The organism is Kaistella soli (genome assembly GCF_019038595.1).
GTDB lineage: Bacteria > Bacteroidota > Bacteroidia > Flavobacteriales > Weeksellaceae > Kaistella > Kaistella soli.
Genome location: NZ_JAHOPF010000001.1, coordinates 166,376 through 180,123 on the forward strand (window position 1 = coordinate 166,376; position 13,748 = coordinate 180,123).

At 38.4% G+C, this 13,748-nt stretch carries 14 protein-coding genes; 6 read left to right on the forward strand and 8 right to left on the reverse strand.

Features of this window, described 5'->3' with window-relative positions; genetic code table 11:
* Positions 1–52: 52 nt before the first annotated feature.
* A complete protein-coding gene (pfkA, locus tag KSK37_RS00775) occupies positions 53–1,039 on the reverse strand; it encodes a 6-phosphofructokinase (protein WP_088358403.1) in 987 nt (328 codons plus the stop codon).
* Between the two features lie 195 nt (positions 1,040–1,234).
* On the opposite strand from pfkA, the gene KSK37_RS00780 reads away from it, so the two are divergent.
* The 4 genes from KSK37_RS00780 to KSK37_RS00795 all read left to right on the forward strand — a co-directional run bounded on the left by KSK37_RS00780 (position 1,235) and on the right by KSK37_RS00795 (position 6,012).
* Positions 1,235–1,543: a hypothetical protein gene (locus tag KSK37_RS00780; protein ID WP_217198872.1), complete on the forward strand. Its 309-nt coding sequence runs from the start codon at positions 1,235–1,237 to the stop codon at positions 1,541–1,543.
* Between the two features lie 95 nt (positions 1,544–1,638).
* Positions 1,639–4,023: a TonB-dependent receptor gene (locus tag KSK37_RS00785; protein ID WP_217198875.1), complete on the forward strand. Its 2,385-nt coding sequence runs from the start codon at positions 1,639–1,641 to the stop codon at positions 4,021–4,023.
* An 11-nt stretch (positions 4,024–4,034) separates the two neighbouring features.
* Complete coding sequence (locus KSK37_RS00790; RefSeq protein ID WP_217198877.1) at positions 4,035–4,592, forward strand: hypothetical protein; 558 nt, start codon at positions 4,035–4,037, stop codon at positions 4,590–4,592.
* Between the two features lie 85 nt (positions 4,593–4,677).
* Complete coding sequence (locus tag KSK37_RS00795) at positions 4,678–6,012, forward strand: trigger factor (protein ID WP_217198879.1); 1,335 nt, start codon at positions 4,678–4,680, stop codon at positions 6,010–6,012.
* Between the two features lie 426 nt (positions 6,013–6,438).
* Here KSK37_RS00795 and KSK37_RS00800 read toward each other — a convergent pair whose 3' ends face one another.
* The 3 genes from KSK37_RS00800 to KSK37_RS00810 are packed head-to-tail and all read right to left on the reverse strand — an operon-like array spanning position 6,439 to position 8,609.
* Complete coding sequence (locus KSK37_RS00800) at positions 6,439–7,086, reverse strand: MgtC/SapB family protein (RefSeq protein ID WP_217198881.1); 648 nt, start codon at positions 7,084–7,086, stop codon at positions 6,439–6,441.
* Between the two features lie 24 nt (positions 7,087–7,110).
* Positions 7,111–7,695, reverse strand: coding sequence for a DUF3109 family protein (locus KSK37_RS00805; protein WP_217198883.1), 585 nt, complete (start codon positions 7,693–7,695; stop codon positions 7,111–7,113).
* Positions 7,696–7,700: 5 nt separating this feature from the next.
* Entirely contained in the window at positions 7,701–8,609 is a 909-nt protein-coding gene (locus KSK37_RS00810) for a DUF6427 family protein (protein WP_217198884.1), read from the reverse strand.
* 42 nt (positions 8,610–8,651) lie between these two features.
* Here KSK37_RS00810 and KSK37_RS00815 point away from each other — a divergent pair, with 42 nt between their 5' ends.
* Positions 8,652–8,882, forward strand: a complete 231-nt coding sequence (locus KSK37_RS00815) for a hypothetical protein (RefSeq protein WP_088358395.1) — start codon at positions 8,652–8,654, stop codon at positions 8,880–8,882.
* An 82-nt stretch (positions 8,883–8,964) separates the two neighbouring features.
* On the opposite strand, the gene KSK37_RS00820 is transcribed toward KSK37_RS00815, so the two are convergent.
* From KSK37_RS00820 to KSK37_RS00835, 4 genes are read right to left on the reverse strand one after another with little or no spacing between them, the layout of a single operon-like run.
* Positions 8,965–9,399 carry a universal stress protein gene (locus KSK37_RS00820; RefSeq protein ID WP_088358394.1) on the reverse strand — a complete coding sequence of 145 codons (435 nt, stop codon included), beginning with the start codon at positions 9,397–9,399 and terminating at the stop codon, positions 8,965–8,967.
* 56 nt (positions 9,400–9,455) lie between these two features.
* On the reverse strand, positions 9,456–10,064 hold the full coding sequence (locus KSK37_RS00825) for a fumarylacetoacetate hydrolase family protein (protein ID WP_217198886.1): 609 nt from the start codon (positions 10,062–10,064) through the stop codon (positions 9,456–9,458).
* A gap of 18 nt (positions 10,065–10,082) precedes the next feature.
* Complete coding sequence (locus KSK37_RS00830) at positions 10,083–10,847, reverse strand: 3'-5' exonuclease (RefSeq protein WP_088358391.1); 765 nt, start codon at positions 10,845–10,847, stop codon at positions 10,083–10,085.
* Between the two features lie 21 nt (positions 10,848–10,868).
* Positions 10,869–11,582, reverse strand: a complete 714-nt coding sequence (locus tag KSK37_RS00835; RefSeq protein WP_217198889.1) for a CDP-alcohol phosphatidyltransferase family protein — start codon at positions 11,580–11,582, stop codon at positions 10,869–10,871.
* Between the two features lie 115 nt (positions 11,583–11,697).
* Here KSK37_RS00835 and KSK37_RS00840 point away from each other — a divergent pair, with 115 nt between their 5' ends.
* On the forward strand, positions 11,698–13,620 hold the full coding sequence (locus KSK37_RS00840) for an LTA synthase family protein (protein ID WP_217198891.1): 1,923 nt from the start codon (positions 11,698–11,700) through the stop codon (positions 13,618–13,620).
* Positions 13,621–13,748 lie beyond the last annotated feature (128 nt).

Sequence of the window (13,748 nt, forward strand, 5' to 3'; positions counted from 1 at the left end):
TATTTTGTTTATTAATTTATTTGTTGTTAAATATTTATTGAGTTTTTAATTTTTATATCGCCAGTATTTCTGAAAGCTGAAGCAAATCCTGATCGATTTCGTTGTGTTTTTTAATAGCTTCCTCGAAAGGCGTGTACACCATGGTATTCGACTGCATTCCGGCCATTACATTTGTTCTGCCTTCCATCAGGCCAATTACCGCTCCGTAACCCAACCGGCTTGCTAAAACTCTGTCAGCACAGCTCGGGGAACCGCCTCTCTGGATATGTCCCAGAATGGCAACACGGATATCGTAATCCGGGAAGCCGGCTTTTGTCGCTTTCGCAAGATCGTAAATGCTTCCCAGTTTTTCACCTTCCGCCACTACGACGATACTTGAAGATTTTCCTGCCTTTTCCGCTCTTTCAAAAGTTTCGAAAAGATCATCAATGCTGTCCTTTCTTTCGGGAATCAGGATGTCAACTGCACCAGTTGCCAAACCGCTGTTGAGAGCAATAAATCCTGCATCACGGCCCATCACTTCCACAAAGAAGACTCTGTTGTGCGAGGTCGCTGTATCACGGATTTTATCGATGGCTTCCATGGCGGTATTCAAGGCGGTATCATAGCCAATGGTATTGTCGGTACCGAAAATATCGTTGTCAATGGTTCCTGGGATTCCGATAACCTGGATTCCGAATTCTTCATTGAAAACTTTTGCTCCGGTAAAAGTACCGTCGCCGCCGATACATACCAGCCCGTCGATGCCGTGTTTCACACAGTTGTCAAAGGCTTTTTGGCGTCCTTCTTTGGTTTTAAATTCCAGGGATCTGGCGGATCTTAAAATGGTGCCGCCTGCACCGATGATATTTTTTACAGAACGGGGTCCCATCTTGGTGAAATCGTCATTAATCAGGCCGTTGTAGCCTTCTCTTACCCCGAAACATTCAATGTTATAGTGATTTGCAGTTCTTACAACCGCTCTTAGAGCTGCATTCATACCGGGAGCATCACCGCCGGAAGTGAAAACTGCAATCTTTTTTACAGTACTTTCTTTCATAGATAAAAATTTCACTACAAATTTACAAAAAACTACGGTAAATATGAACCTAACATTTGACAGGCTTAAGAATATTACGGAAATGTAATTTACCTCGGTGGCCAGTGTTAAATTTGGTGTTTTGCGAAAAATCATTAGTTTTGCCGAATGTTGAGGAACAGGACATATCGCCGGTTTGCAGCTGTACTCTTTACAGTGGTATATCTTTTCGTGGCACTGTTCTCCCAAAATTTCCACAATCACGGAAGTGGCGAGGTTTTCAAAGACTTTAATTTTAAGAAAACTGAAAGAACCTTTTCCCAAGGTCATTTGTCAATCGGTTTTACTGACTGTCTTTCGTGTCACATTCTCCATGACGGAAACTCTTTGCTGCCTGAACAGTTTCAGTTTGCAGTACTGAAAACTGAAGATTTCCGGAAGCAGATTTTCGCCTATGAGGAGAGATTTGCAACGCTCGGATTCTTTGATGTTCAGCTTCGCGGCCCACCTGTGCTTTTCATTTAAAATATAACATTTTTACACAAAAATGTTGCTTTAAAGGTTTGTAATCAGATCTTTAAGTTTTACGTATTTACTCAATTTAAAAATCAAACATTTAAATGAAATTCATTTTCAATATACTGTTAATCTTTTTCGGATTAACGTTTTTCAGCGCACAGAAAACCTTTAAAATTCAGGGGAAAATCATCGATTTTCATGATAAAGTTCCTCTGAAAGATGCCATCATCAGAATCGGAAATAATATAGAAATGTCAGATCAAAACGGAAGCTTCAGCTTTAATTCCGTTAAAAAAGGAAATTATACATTGACGGCTTATCATCCGGATTGTGAACCGTTTACCGAACAGATTAAGGTAGATAAAGATTTGGAAATCACCCTGAATCTGGAACATCATATTTCCGATATTGAAACCGTGACCATCCACGCAACACACAAAAAGACCAATACTTTAATCGTAAAAACCTTAGATAAGAAAGCAATTGAAAGAAATTCTACCGAAAATTTAGGGAATGTTCTTTCCGGGATTTCCGGAGTTGGAGCTTTAAAAACCGGCAACAATGTCGCAAAACCAATTATCCACGGACTTTACGGAAGCAGGATCTCGATTATCAATAACGGAGTGAAAATGGCTGAACAGGAGTGGGGCGTTGAACATGCACCGAATGTGGATGTATCGCAGTTCGAACACATCGATGTCATCAAAGGTGCGTCAGCATTAAAATATGGCAGCGACGCCATTGGCGGTGTGGTTTTAATGATACCTGAAACTTTCAAAAAAGCTGATACACTGAAGGGTTCTGTAAATCTTTCCGGGATCTCAAATGGCCGCGGAATCGGTTTCGACATGAATATTGTAAAAACCTGGGAAAATGGCTGGGCGGTTAAAACGAACGGCGGTTTCAGGAAACTGGGCGATCTTCACACGCCGGATTATAATCTGATGAACACCGGACTGAATTTCAATTCTTTTGGATTTACCGTACAGAATAACAGCTTTCTGCAGGGAATTTCTTTCGATTACAGCGTAACGGATCAGGAAATCGGTATTTTCCGCGGATCGCATATTGGGAATCTGGAGGATTTTTATAAAGCTTTACATTCTGATGTTCCTGTTTATCAAAGAGATTTTTCGTACTCCATCGACAATCCGAAACAGGATATCCAGCATCATCTTGCGAAAATTTCTGCCTACAAAAGATATAAAGATTTGGGAAAATTTTCGGTTGATTACAGTTTTCAGTACAATCACCGGAAGGAGTTTGATGTGAGAAGAGGTGAGCTTTCAGGAACGCCGTCTCTCGATCTGGAACTTTTTACGAATCAGTTAAATATCAATAATTTAATTGAAAGAAAAAACTGGGATCTGGAAACCGGAATCGATTTAAGTTATCAGTACAATTATTCAACCCCGGAAACGATGGCGAGAAGACTTGTTCCGAATTACACGAAATATTCAGGCGGAATGTATTCGGTCCTGAAATACAGACTATCTCCAAAGTTTAATATTGAAGGCGGTCTGCGTTACGATATAACTCAATATGACGTAAAAAAATGGTACGATGACAAAGATTGGGAGAATCTATATGCTTCGGATTTTGAAAATTTTTATGTGGAAACCGATGGAAACCGAATATTCACAAAACCTGCCCTGAATTATAAAAACCTGTCTTTTAATACCGGTTTCGATTATCATCCTTCAGAAAAATTCAACCTGAAGTTTAATTATGCAAAAGTGGGAAGAACACCGAATATCGCTGAGCTATTCGCTGACGGGCTTCATCATTCCGCGTCCGTTCTGGAAATCGGAAATATGCGCTTAAAAAACGAAGAAGGAAATCAGTTTAATTTGAATATCGATTCTAAACTTAATGTTTTAGGCGGTTTACAGCTTTCGGTAAATCCGTATTCATTTATTACTGAAAATTTCATCAATCAGGTTCCCACCGGAATTCAGAACACGATCCGCGGCGTTTTCCCGGTTTGGAGCTATGAACAGATTGATGCAAGGATGTTCGGAATTGATTTCGACGCGCAGCTCCAGCTCAATGAAAATTTAAGTTACAAAGGACGTTTTGCGTATGTGAACGGAAAAGATAAAACGAATGATCAGCCTTTAATTCTGATGCTTCCGCCGAATTTTTCGAACAGTCTGGAGTTTTCAAAAGCACAGTGGAAAAATTTCTATTTCAAAGTGGAAAACCAAACGTTTTTGCAGCAGAAAAATTTCCCGGTCTTCAACCCCACGATCAATGTATATGAAAATGGAGTAGAAGTGGAAAAAACGCTGGATTTGTCAACTCCGCCGCCGGCTTATTCTCTGTGGAGCATTCAGACCGGACTGGATTTCAGTAAAAACTTTTCCGCTGGATTGAATGTGACGAACCTTTTCGATAAAAATTACAAAGATTATCTGAACAGAATGCGGTTTTTCTCCTATGAAATGGGAAGAAATATCATTCTCAACGTAAAATATAAATTTTAAAACCCAACCTCATGAAATTACTTAAAAATATAAAATATCTGCTCCCCGTTTTTCTTTCTTTCATTGCAATAAGCTGCAGCAGAGCTGATGAAGATGAGGATGTGCTTTCTCAGGAAGATATCTCGAATATTATTCTGAACGTAAAAGATGATGCAACAGGAATTTCGCAGACATATAATTATACAGTAAATTCTGCAACAAATCCCATGATCAGGCTAACTGACGGGAAATCCTACACCGTAGAAACCATCTTTAAAAACGGAAACGAAGATGAAACAGCAAGCATCAAAGCGGCGAAAGATGAACATTTCCTGATTTTCGATTTTCAGGGTTCAGTCATCAGTTTAACAAGGACAGACGATGAATCATCAACGAGAAGCGACGGCGCAAAACTCGGACTGATCACAAAATGGAATGTTATAAAAGCGGTAAATTCACCTTCACCACAATTGGTTTTAACATTAATTCATGATGCAACATCCGTAAATGAAGCCCAAAACGGAACAGCTTTCGGAACAGTGGAAGGTGGGGAAACCGACGCAATGGCCAGTTTTGGTATTAGTAATTGATTTTTAACGTTTTTTAGCAATATAAGATTCTTAAAAGTCTAAAAAAATTACTATTTTTGCAACCTAAAATTTTCAATTAATAACAATGAACGTTACAGCGACAAACCACGATGAAGTAAGCGCGTTACTTACAGTTACATTAGATAAATCAGATTACAAAGATAAAGTTGAAAAACAACTGATTAATTATGCGAAAAATGCGCAGGTTCCCGGATTCAGAAAAGGGAAAGTGCCTTTGAGCATGGTAAGAAAGCAATATGAAGCGGGAATCGCTTTTGAAGAAATCAACAAACAGGTTTCTGATGCGCTGAACAATTATGTAAATGAAAATAAGCTGAGACTGGTAGGTCAGCCTGTTCCGCAACCAGTGGAAGAGTTAAACCACAATGCAGAGCAGTTATCTGTTGCATTTGAAGTGGGTTACGAACCGGAATTCACTATTGATCTGGCTAAATATGAAGCGCCTCATTATAAAGTAGAAGCTTCCGATAAAGAAATCGGACAGAGCATCGAAAATATGCAGAAGCGTTTTGCTGAGAAAGTAGTACAGGAAAACATCGGTGACGATTCTCATATTGCTTTGGAAATCAGCCAGATTGTTGAAGAAGATGCAGAAGGTGAACATCATCATCACCCAAAAAATATAGTAATTGATGCTGAGAAAAAAGAAGCTTTCAAATTGGTGAAAGATCTGAAAATGGACGGATCTGTAACAATTTCTAAAGAAGATTTGCAGAAAAATGAAGAGTTGGCGAAAGAATTAGGATTCAGCAAAGAAGAAGTTGAGCATCTTCACCACAATCAGCAGAAAGTAACTGTAAAAGATTTCTACGGATTGAATTTGGCAGAACTTAATCAGGATTTATTCGATAAAGTATACGGAGAAGGAACCATCAAATCTGAAGAAGAACTGAAAGCGAAAGTAAAAACTGAGCTTGATGAGTATTTCCAGCAGAATGCTGATGTTCATTTCGTGAACAAAGTATTGGAGCAGATCAATGAAAAAGAAGATGTGAAGCTTCCTGAAACTTTCCTTGTAAAATGGTTAATGTTCAGTAACGCAAATATCACTGACGAAAATCAGGCAAAAGAAATCTTCGAAGCAGAAAAGAACCAGTTGAAATATCAGATCCTTGAAGGTAAACTGATGAACGACAACGAAATTAAACTGGAATATACGGACGTTTTGGCGCAGGCTGAGCAGTTGGTAAGAAACCAGTTGGCGATTTACGGTATTCACCATTTATCTGATGAAGAGATTCAGAAATATGCGGTTGAAATGCTGAAAGATCAGGAGCAGATTCGTCAGATTTCTACAGAAGTAGGAATGGCAAAACTGAAAGATGTAATTTTAGAAAAAGCTACAAAAAAGGAAACCAAAATTTCTCACGATGAGTTTTTGGAAGAACTGAAAAAGTAATTTTTCTTCTTAAATAATATAAAATCCGTCTCGGCATTGAGACGGATTTTTTTGTTGATACCCAAAACAACGGATGAACAAATAATGCCTTTTTCATATCCCTTAATATCCCAATCCTTTATGATATAGTAAGGATATAGTATGGTTATAGTATAGATATAGTATGGATACAGTATGATAAATTGCATATTACCTGCAGGTTTCTTAACATCATGAGGAGAGAAAGCAGGAAATACGGTAAACGTTTGTAAGTAATTTAAAATATAATTGGCAGGTACACCATCCGGGATTGAAAAGAGTGGAATGTGGCTGTTAAATGAGATAGGTCTAGGACGGCCGTGGCATATACATATGGTTCTGCATGTATGCTTGTGTATTTAAATATACAAATAAGGCGGGTTGGTATGTTAAACAGTTGTAGAAAATTTAATAACTGAAATACTCCAGATTTTTATTGGAGGTGAGAAAATTCTCCATTTTATCGAGCTGTTTTTCTGAAATATGGAGTTCCAGAGTAAGCAAAATATGATCGAACTCTTTTTCTATAGCGATCTCGTTCAGTTCGCTGGTCATTGCTTTCAGATCTGCTAATATTGTGCTTTTGTAGGTCATGAAATTATGCGTGCTCATCCGCATCTTGAGAATTTTATGATGATGCAGGGGCAAAAAATATTTTGTTAAATATTTCGCGGTATAAATGATGAGAATGGCCGAAATAAGAAAGATAAAGGCGATATAAACCTCTCCAAAACCAATAGCCATTCCGACAGCCGCGGCCATCCAGATAATGCCGGCGGTCGTAAGTCCGTACACGGTGAAACCTTCTTTAAAGATAACTCCCGCGCCGAGAAATCCGATTCCGCTGACGATATAGGAAGCAATTCTTGCGGGATCGCCGCTGCCGGAAACTTTGTACGAAAGAATAGAAAATAAGGTAGAACCGAGGCAAATAACCGTAATGGTTTTCAGACCGGCAGATTTATCTTTCATTTCTCTTTCAAAACCGAGAATCAATCCAGCAAATACAGAAATGAGCGCTTTAAAAACATCTAAAAGTTCAAAATGTTCTGGCATTTTTTATTTAAAGATAAAACTTTTTTACGAACCGAATTCTGCTTTCCATTCTTCTGCCGCGTCGCAAAGCGTGTCGTAAAATTCTTCACCGTATTTTCGGATCAGAGGTGTTTTTAGAAATTTGTAAACCGGAACTTTAAGTTCTTTTCCCAAAATACAGGCGTCGTTACAGATTTCCCATTCATGATAATTCATCGCGGTAAAAGTGGAATATTCAGTGACGCGGATCGGGTAGAGGTGACAAGAAATAGGTTTTTGCCAGTCCACAGCACCGTCTTCATATGCTTTTTCAATACCGCATTTTGTTACGCCTTTTTCATCGAAAATCACGTACGCACATTCTGCACCGTTCACCATAGGAGTTACAAAATCGCCATCGTGCGGATCAATCGTCCATGTTCCCTGCTCTTCGAGAGCTTTCACGCCTTCAGGTCTCAGATAAGGCTTTACTTTATCGAAAATTTTATCAAGAATTTCAGTTTCATATTTTTCTAAGGGTGCCCCTACATCGCCGGCGACGCAACATGCGCCTTTGCATTTACTGAGGTTACACACAAATTCTTCTGCAAAAATATCTTCAGAAATTAATCTGTTTTCAATTTGTATCATCGTTTTTAAATATTGAGGTTGAAATAATTGGCGAGTTTAAACATCACCAGACATATAATAAGCAGCCAGAGCCCTGTTTCCTGCATCCAGTATTTGGGGAGAAATTTAAGCATTCTGCTTAAAATAATGGACGCCGGAAGGGCGAGCAAAAGTAAGTATTCATATACGTTTCCCATGTACAGTACAATGGTGATCAGCTGTGCAAGCGAAAAAATTAATAGAAAAGTATATTTGAATTTACTGTTGGGGCTTTTTTTATTGAAATGTTTAAAATGATCCATCACCGCGTGGATCAGCATTAAAGCCACCGGAATCAGCCAGATCAGATCTTCCAGACCTTTCGATGGTTTAAAGTTATTGAAGGGAAAATAAGCCTCGTTCCATGAGTTCATTCCAAGGAAGTAGGCGATCCCAAAATATGAAAGTACAACCAGAGAAATCCCGAAAAACAAACGGAAGATGTGAAGCCCTACTTTATCTGAAGTTCCGATGATGTGAAAAATCACAAAAATAGTCATTGGCCAGGTCGTCGGGAGGAATACAAAGTTCAAAGCGAGAATTGCTCCTACCAGAATAATGGAGTTTTTTCGCACCATTGTATCATTATCAGTCAGAAGCAGCAAAATAATGGAATTGGTGAAGAGTGAAACCGCAATTCCTATGTCAAGATCTCCCGGATAAAGCGCAAAAATGAAAGCGGTATATAAAAATAAAGGGAGATGAGTTTGGTAATTCAGCGAGATAGCATTAAAACAGAAATATCCCAATGCAACGCCCGCAAAAGTAATTACTGCAGAGAAAATGTCCAACGAGTTGAAATCAAGGAAGTTAAATCCTATTACGATCAAAAGAAGAATGCCTATGTAGACCGGTATTGAAAAAATATTGCTTTCTTTTGAAAGTAATCGAAACATTTTTATTAATTTTGTGCAAAGTTAATTTAAAAAAGGAAAATAATGACGTCTTTCTTTCTCTTCTTAAGCAGTGTATTCAAATGGTCTTTCGGGTTTTTTGAATTTGCAGGAAATTTTGTAAACTGGATTTTATTCTTCGTAGCATCAGCCTTGTTTACCTATTGGTGCTATGTGTTGGTTACCACTTTAGGCGGCGACAAAGACAAAGAATATTTTTCTCCAACCGAAGGACATCATCCTTACTACGATCCGAAGATCAACAAAAAAGGATAACTTAAATAATTGATATTTTTATTATTATAAAAATCCCGGAATTCTGCAATTCCGGGATTTGTTTTATACCAATTTACGCCTTTTAGTGAATAGGAATTACCAAAACCGGAATAGATGAGCGGCGCGTAAGTTCTTTGGTTAAGCTTCCCACAAAAACATCATAAATTCCGCTTCGTCCGTGTGATCCCATCACCATATATCCCGCATTCTTCTCCTTAGCATAATCCAGAATAATATCTCCGGCAACGCCCTGTTTCAGGATGTGCTCACAATCAATATCCTGGGCAAGAATCCGCTGCTGAATGTTGTTTAAACGGAGCAGTTCTTCCTTAATCTCGTTCTGTTCCACTTCCGGGAAATACTGAAATCCCATGTCACCAATAGCAAAACCAATGTCGGCCGGAGCAACGTGAATCAGGCAGATTCTTCCCTGAGTTTCTTTCGCGAATTTTACGGCTCCGCTAATTAATTTATCTGTAGAATCGCCGAAATCGACGGGTAAAACAATATTGATCATGATTTAATTTTTTGTTGATTAAAGTTACAAAAATTTACTGAAACAGAGAAGCGGTCCTACTGAATCCTCAGATCGAAAACTTTCTTTCCTTCCAGAAAACCCTCGAGGATATCATTTTCCGAAACTTTTCCAACACCTTTTGGCGTGCCGGTAAAAATGAGATCGCCGGTTTTTAAGGTAAAATACTGGGAAACAAAAGCAATGATTTTTTCAGGCGGGAAAATCATCATCGAAGTATTTCCGTTCTGCACTTCTTCTTTATTTTTAACTAAAGAAAAATTCAGGTTTTTCATATCGAAATCAGCTTTTTTGTAGAATTCTGAAAGTACCGCGCTTCCGTCGAAACCTTTGGCCAGTTCCCAGGGAAGGCCTTTTGCTTTAAGCTGACTCTGCAGATCTCTCGCCGTGAAATCAATTCCCAGCCCGATTTCCTCAAAATAATTCGCCGCTTTATCTTCCTGAATGTATTTTCCGCCTTTTGAGATTTTCAAAACGACTTCCAGCTCGTAATGCACGTCCTGTGAAAATTCAGGAATGTAAAAATCTGAGCCTTTCTTTAAAACCGCGGTGTCGGGTTTCATGAAAATTACAGGATTTTCAGGAATTTCATTTCCGAGTTCTTTGGCGTGTTCAGCATAATTTCGGCCGATGCAGATGATTTTCATTTCGAGTTTTTTTCTTGATTAAAATTTGCTTTTTAACTGAATTCCGGTCAGAACTTTCTTCGTGTACAAAGGAAAATCAGCATTTTGAATCCACCCGTAATATCCCAGATCTTTTTGGAAAACGTCTTTTACTCTTTGTCCTTTGTATTTTCCGAAACTGAATATTTCCTTCTCATCCGCATCAAAGGCAATAAATCCTGCTAAATCCGCAAATTTATGATGGAAAGAAAACTCGCTCAATCCTGCGATTTCGTTCGGCAAATCTTCGTAATGACCAACCTGCGCGTCAAGAACTTCAAATGTAGCCAACACGTCTGCTTCAGCAGAATGGGCGTTTTCCAGTGTTTTTTTACAGTAAAACTGATAGGCTGCGGTAAGATTCCGCGGTTCCATTTTATGGAAAATCGTCTGCGCGTCTACGAGTTTAAATTTGCTCAAATCAAAATCCAGTCCTGCTCTCAGAAGTTCTTCTGCCAGAAGCGGAACATCAAAACGGTTGGAATTAAATCCTCCCAGATCAGAACCGGCGATCATTTCCATGATTTTTGGTGCAATCTCGCTGAATTTCGGCGCATCTTTCACGTCTTCATCACTGATTCCGTGAACAGCGGTTGATTCTTTCGGAATGTACATTTCCGGGTTTACCAGCCATGTTCTGCTTTCACGGGAAGAATCGGGATTTACTTTCAGGATGCAGATTTCCACAATTCTGTCTTTCGCTACGTTGATTCCGGTGGTTTCCAGATCGAAGATACAGAGCGGTTTATAGAGTTTTAAATTCATTATAGATAATTGATGATAGATTTATTTGAGCTGTTTCTGAAAAATAAGTGAAATTAGAATATAATATAAAATAACCAACGGAATGCCGACAGTTTTAAACAGAATTAAAATCAGTACAGCGCCTATTAACAGAGCGATTTTCGGATAATTATCTTCCAGCTTCATCGACTTGAATTTCATCGCGATCATTTTAACCGGGCTCACTAAAATCCAGGATGAAATAACCGTCAGAATAATGAGCAGTAAAGAATTTTCAAATAAAAACCTGAAACTCTCGGTTTCAAGAAAAGCGTAATAAAGTCCGAAAATCAGAATGGTATTGGAAGGTGTATTTAACCCTTTAAAATAATAAGTCTGTTCTTCATCAAGATTGAAAATCGCGAGTCTCAAACACGAAAACAGCGTAATGAAAAGTCCAAGGTATTTTATTTCAAATGGAAGTTCCGTTCCGAAAAGCTGACTTCCGAAAGGTTCCAAAGCTTTGTACATCGCGATTCCGGGCAGCAAACCGAAGCTTACCATGTCCGCAAGCGAATCGAGCTGAGCGCCAAGGTTGGAATTGGATTTCATGGCTCTTGCAATAAATCCGTCGAAAAAATCAAGGATGAGAGAGATGATGATGCAGATTGCTGTAATGTGGTAATTGCCTGCAAGCAGCTGAATGACACCAATGCTTCCCGAAAATAAGTTCGCCAAAGTAAAAGCGTTGGCCAGATTGTTTTTAATAAAGTTCATAGAAGCAAAAATAAGATTTTTATTAAAATTCCTGAGTTCATTTTTCTGAAAAAAACTAATTAATACGGAAATATGAAATTAATGTAAATTTGCAGCGCTGTTTTTAATAAATTGAATGAAAGATATAAGATTACAGGAGGTTTTTGCTCTTTTTTACAGGATTTTTTTAGCGTTCTTCTTCTATCAGATTGCACGTTTTTTATTTTGGTTTTTCAATAAAAATTTAATCGGGATCGATTCGGTTTCCGATTATTTTAATATTGCTTATCACGGAACCGCTTTTGATACCACGGCGATTCTCTATGTAAATTCCCTTTTTATTCTGCTGAGTTTGGTTCCGCTGGTCATCAATACCAAAACATATTACCAGAAGTTTTTGTTTTACCTCTATTTCATCACCAACGGAATCGCTTATGGAATGAATTTCGGCGATTTTGTGTATTATAAATTCTCACAGGCAAGACTCACAATGGCTGCAATGCACGTTGCGCAGCATGAAAAAAATATCGGGAAGGTGTTTTTGGTTTCTGTTGTTGAACATCCTTTTGTGATTTTCTGGTTTATTGTTCTGATGATTTTCTGGATTTTCCTTTACAGAAAAGTAAAAGTGAAGGAAGAGACGCCGGTAAAGAAATGGCGGTATTTTTCGCTTTCAGTTCTTACTTTATGTATCGTTGCAACACTGGTTGTAGGCGGAATCCGTGGTGATTTCAAACATTCTACAAGACCGATAAATCTGGTGGATGCTAACCGGCACGTGGATAATCCGCTGCAGGCAAATGTAGTTCTGAACAGCGTTTTTTCCTTTTTCAGGACGATGAATACCAATAATTTCCAGGAAGTGCATTTTGTGGATGAAAAGTTCATTAATCAAAACATTAAACCTTATAAACTGTATCAGAGACCAGATGTAGAACCGAAACCGAACATCGTTATTTTCATTATTGAAAGTTTTGGCAAAGAATATTCCGGTGCATTCAACAGAAATACCAATATTAAAAATTTTGTTTCCTATACACCGTTTTTCGACAGTTTGGCTGGGCAGAGTCTGATTGCAACGAATGCTTTTGCCAACGGAAGACAGTCGATCCACGGAATGAGTTCGGTTTTGGCAGGAATTCCGAGTCTGAAGGACGCGTTTACAAGTTCGCCTTATTCCAACCAGAAAATACAGTCGATTGTTTCGGTTTCAAATGAAATGGGTTACGATACTTCTTTTTTTCACGGCGCACCTAATGGTTCAATGGGGTTTCTAGGTTTCGGGAATATTCTCGGGTTCAAACATTATTACGGAAAAAACGAATACAATAACGATGCGGATTTTGACGGAATGTGGGGGATTTGGGACGAGCCGTTCTTTCAGTATTTTGCTAAAACGCTGAACACAAAAAAATCTCCTTTTATGGCAACGATGTTTTCAGCGTCATCGCATCATCCTTTTAAAGTGCCGGAGAAATATCAGGACAAATTCAAAAAAGGTCCGCTGGAAATTCACGAACCGATTGGTTATACCGATTTTGCACTGAAAAAGTTTTTTGAAACCGCAGAGAAAATGCCCTGGTTTAATAATACAATATTTGTTGTTGTAGCAGATCATACGAACCAGATTGCCTATCCCGAATATGAAAAAGCGATGAACCGTTTTGCCGTACCGATTCTGTTTTATTCGCCAAATCCCAAATACAACCTGAAAGGAGAGATTACCGAACCTGCCCAGCAAATGGATATTTATCCTACTTTGGCAGATCTGATGGGTTATAACAAAAAAATCCGAAGTTGGGGAAGAAGCCTGGTTTCCGATAAGAAAGAAGATTATTTAATTGTAAATTCCAGTGGAGTAGAGCAGTTTATGATTGGAAATTATATCTACCTGTTCGACGGAAAAGATTTTACAGGAATTTATGATATCAAAGATTTGGGTTTCGAAAAAAATCTTCTCGGTAAAGTGAAAAATCCTGAGGTAACACTGGGCGAAATGAAAAGCAAGGCTTGGTATCAGGATTATATGAACCGGGTAATTAACCGTAAACTGAATTAAGACTCTGAAATTAAACCGGCGTTTAAATTTTGGGATTTTGGCTTTTCTCTTGTAAACTATGTTACGGATAGTTAAATATTTGGTGTTTAACTTTTTTTAATTACATTTATCCAACTAAAAATTAAAAT

Coding starts and splice junctions, on each gene's coding strand:
- KSK37_RS00790 (WP_217198877.1), top strand. CDS start 4,035: ATGAAATTACTTAAAAATATAAAATATCTGCTCCCCGTTTTTCTTTCT.
- KSK37_RS00795 (WP_217198879.1), top strand. CDS start 4,678: ATGAACGTTACAGCGACAAACCACGATGAAGTAAGCGCGTTACTTACA.
- KSK37_RS00825 (WP_217198886.1), bottom strand. CDS start 10,064: ATGAAAATCATCTGCATCGGCCGAAATTATGCTGAACACGCCAAAGAA.
- KSK37_RS00835 (WP_217198889.1), bottom strand. CDS start 11,582: ATGAACTTTATTAAAAACAATCTGGCCAACGCTTTTACTTTGGCGAAC.
- KSK37_RS00815 (WP_088358395.1), top strand. CDS start 8,652: ATGACGTCTTTCTTTCTCTTCTTAAGCAGTGTATTCAAATGGTCTTTC.
- KSK37_RS00820 (WP_088358394.1), bottom strand. CDS start 9,399: ATGATCAATATTGTTTTACCCGTCGATTTCGGCGATTCTACAGATAAA.
- KSK37_RS00805 (WP_217198883.1), bottom strand. CDS start 7,695: ATGATACAAATTGAAAACAGATTAATTTCTGAAGATATTTTTGCAGAA.
- KSK37_RS00810 (WP_217198884.1), bottom strand. CDS start 8,609: ATGTTTCGATTACTTTCAAAAGAAAGCAATATTTTTTCAATACCGGTC.
- KSK37_RS00785 (WP_217198875.1), top strand. CDS start 1,639: ATGAAATTCATTTTCAATATACTGTTAATCTTTTTCGGATTAACGTTT.
- KSK37_RS00840 (WP_217198891.1), top strand. CDS start 11,698: ATGAAAGATATAAGATTACAGGAGGTTTTTGCTCTTTTTTACAGGATT.
- KSK37_RS00800 (WP_217198881.1), bottom strand. CDS start 7,086: ATGCCAGAACATTTTGAACTTTTAGATGTTTTTAAAGCGCTCATTTCT.
- pfkA (WP_088358403.1), bottom strand. CDS start 1,039: ATGAAAGAAAGTACTGTAAAAAAGATTGCAGTTTTCACTTCCGGCGGT.
- KSK37_RS00830 (WP_088358391.1), bottom strand. CDS start 10,847: ATGAATTTAAAACTCTATAAACCGCTCTGTATCTTCGATCTGGAAACC.